Genomic DNA, 3,073 nt, shown 5'->3' on the forward strand with positions numbered 1-3,073 from the left:
GTCTGATTGCAGTGTTCTGTAATTGTTAATGGCAACGATCCGTACTGTATGTTTTTCCGACTAGCGTAAGTCCAAGCGGCGGTGTCTATATTTTTTTTTTTTAGTTGGGCCGACGCCAACGAAGGTCTATCCGCATGGACACATGGGCAGCGTCAGATGTGTGTAAGAGACGGGGGCCGCGCTGCGGGGGGTGGTCGCCATGTGCGGGCGGGCGGCGTGCGCGACCGGTGTGGGCGCCGGCACGCCCGGCTTGCGCTCGACGGGCGTCCAGTCGGCCCTGCCCGTGATCATCAGCGGGTCGAACATCACCAGGACGCCGGCCAGCAGCAGGAAGGCGAGCGGACCGATCAGCATGGGCGCGAGCAGCGAGGCCGGTGACTCGCCGGCACCGGCGGACGAGCCGTTCAGATGGACGCTGAGGGCCGCCATCCCGGTGTAGTGCATGCCGCTGACCGCGAGCCCCATCACCAGGCTCGCGCCGACGCTCCACAGGAAGCCTCTGACCTGCCCGGCCGCCCACAGGGCCGCTGTCGCCGCGACCACCGCTATGACGACGGAGGCGGCGACCGTGAGGGCGTTGTACTCGAAGGCGCCGTCGAAGCGCATGCCGGCCATGCCCAGGTAGTGCATCGAGGCGACGCCCAGGCCCGTGATCGTGCCGCCGGTGAACAGGGCGGAGCCGGTGGCGCCCCGGTAGCCGACGATGAAGATCCCGACGCCCACCATGACGATGGCCAGGAGCAGGCTCGCGTAGGTCGTCGGCCGGTCGTAGTGGATCGGGGCGCCGTGGATGGTGAAGCCCATCATCGCGATGAAGTGCATCGTCCAGATGCCCGACCCGATCGCCGCCGAGCCCAGGGCGAGCCAGCCGGGGCGCCAGGAGTGGGCGACGCGCAGGGCCCGGGTGGCGCAGCGCAGGCCGAGGGCCCCGCCGAGGCAGGCCATGAGATAGGCCACCAACGGGGTGACGAGCCCGTAGCTGAATCCGTCGACCGTGCCGTGCATGCGCGGCTGCCCTTCCGCCCTGTTGAGTCCCGCAACGTGGTGCCGTCGCCCCCGCCCCTGGACCGCCCCCGCGGTCCGGGTCGACGCAGAGAGTATGACTCCCGCCGGAACGGTCGAACGACTTTCCGGCAAAGAAACACGACCTTGCCGCAGATGTGCGGCACCGGTGAGCGGACTCGGGCAACTCCTTTCAATCCGTGACCACCGCGCGCATGCCCCACATTGTCACCGTGTGCTGCCACTCTGGTGCCGACTGTGATCGCACCACGTGAGGAGCACGCATGCACGCGCGCGTAGTCGCCGCCGCCACCGCCGCCCTGGTGGGCACGACGGTGCTGACGCCCTCCTCCCCGGTCCGTGCGGCCGGCGCCCCGCAGCGCCCCGTGGTGGTCGCTCACCGGGGCGCCTGCACCCATGCCCCGGAGAACACCCTGCCCGCCGTCGACCGGGCGGCTGCCCTCGGCGTCGGCTGGGTGGAGAACGACGTGCAGCGCACCAAGGACGGCGAACTGGTCGTCGTGCACGACGAGAGCCTGAGCCGGACCACGAACGCCGAGCAGGTCTTCCCGCACCGGGCGCCGTGGAAGGTGAAGGACTTCACCGCCGCCGAGATCGCGCGGCTGGACGCGGGCAGCTGGTTCTCCCCGGCGTACGCGGGCACGCGCGTGCCGACGCTGCGGCAGTACCTGCGCCGGGCCGAGCGCGTCCACGAGAGGCTGCTGCTGGAGGTGAAGAACCCGGAGCTGTATCCCGGCATCGAGCGGCAGATTCTGAAGGTGCTGGGCGACGAGGGCTGGCTCGACCGCCGCCACGTGACGGGCCGGCTGATCGTGCAGAGCTTCAGCGCCGGCAGCGTGCGCACCGTGCACGCGCTCGAGCCCGCGGTCGAGACCGCGCTCCTCGGCTCGCCGGCCACCGCGCAGTTGCCCCGGTACGCGGGCTTCGCGGATCTGATCAACCCCTCCTACACCGCGCTGTCGGCCGCGTACGTCTCCGCCGTCCACGCGCTGACCGGCCCGCACGGCAAGCCGATGAAGGTGTTCGCCTGGACGATCGACGACGCCTCCCGGGCCCGGACCGCGGCCGGCTACGGCGTCGACGGCATCATCTCCGACGCGCCGGACACGGTGGGCACGGCCTTGGACGCCGCCTGACCCCGGTGCCGCTCCCGCCCCCTGCCGGCGGTGAAAGCGCAGGTCGCAGGCGTTGTCAGTGGCGGGCCGTACGGTGGTCGCATGAACAGCCCTGAACAGGACGCACACGGCGGGCAGCAGTTGGTGTGGGCCGTGACCGACACCGCCATAGGCCCCCTGCTGCTGGCCGCGACGGCCGACGGCCTGGTCAACGTCGTGTTCCATGCCACGGACGCGGTGCGCGAGCAGGCGCTCGCCCGGCTCGCGTCGCGGCTGGGTGCCACTCCCGTGGAGGAACCCGGCTCCCCGCTGCTGGCGGAGACGATACGCCAGCTGCAGGCGTACCTCGCGGGCCGGCGCCAGGGCTTCGAGCTGCCGCTGGACTGGTCGCTGATCTCCGGCTTCAACCGGCAGGTGCTGCGCGAGCTGGCCTCGGGGGTGCCGTACGGCACGGTCGTCGGGTACGGCGATCTGGCCCGGCGGGTCGGTCAGCCCGGCGCGGCCCAGGCGGTAGGTGTGGCCATGGCGGCCAACCCGCTGCCGGTCGTGGTGCCGTGCCATCGGGTCGTCGAGAGCGACGGCGGCATCGGAGGCTTCGGAGGCGGCCTGGAGACCAAGCGGGCGCTGCTGGCCCTGGAAGGGGTGCTGCCCGAGCCGCTGTTCTGACGTCGGGCCAGGAGTGGTGACCCCGGGTCAAGCGTGTTCTGACGCGGTGGGCTGCCGGTGTTGTGCCGCCGGGCCGCCGGTGTGGTGACGCCAGGACAAGGGTGTGGTGACGCCGGGCCACGGGCGCGGGCGGCGCCCGGCGGGGGGGGGGGGGGGGGGGGGGGGGCGCGGCGGGGGGGGGGGGGGGGGGGGGGGGGGGGGGGGCCCGCCGTCCCCGCACCGCCGTACCGCTCCGGTCGCGGGCCCACCTCACGACACCGCTCGTGACA

The 3,073-nt window shown here is 72.0% G+C and carries 3 protein-coding genes; 2 read left to right on the top strand and 1 reads right to left on the bottom strand.

The annotated features are described in order from the left end of the window. Positions 1 to 126 precede the first annotated feature (126 nt). Entirely contained in the window at positions 127 to 1,005 is an 879-nt protein-coding gene (locus tag GV126_RS35030; protein ID WP_159675418.1) for an MHYT domain-containing protein, read from the bottom strand. Positions 1,006 to 1,286: 281 nt separating this feature from the next. Here GV126_RS35030 and GV126_RS35035 point away from each other — a divergent pair, with 281 nt between their 5' ends. Continuing rightward, entirely contained in the window at positions 1,287 to 2,159 is an 873-nt protein-coding gene (locus GV126_RS35035) for a glycerophosphodiester phosphodiesterase (protein WP_159675420.1), read from the top strand. Between the two features lie 81 nt (positions 2,160 to 2,240). After that, complete coding sequence (locus GV126_RS35040) at positions 2,241 to 2,804, top strand: methylated-DNA--[protein]-cysteine S-methyltransferase (RefSeq protein ID WP_159675422.1); 564 nt, start codon at positions 2,241 to 2,243, stop codon at positions 2,802 to 2,804. Positions 2,805 to 3,073 lie beyond the last annotated feature (269 nt).

The organism is Streptomyces mexicanus (assembly GCF_902506575.1).
GTDB lineage: Bacteria > Actinomycetota > Actinomycetes > Streptomycetales > Streptomycetaceae > Streptomyces > Streptomyces mexicanus.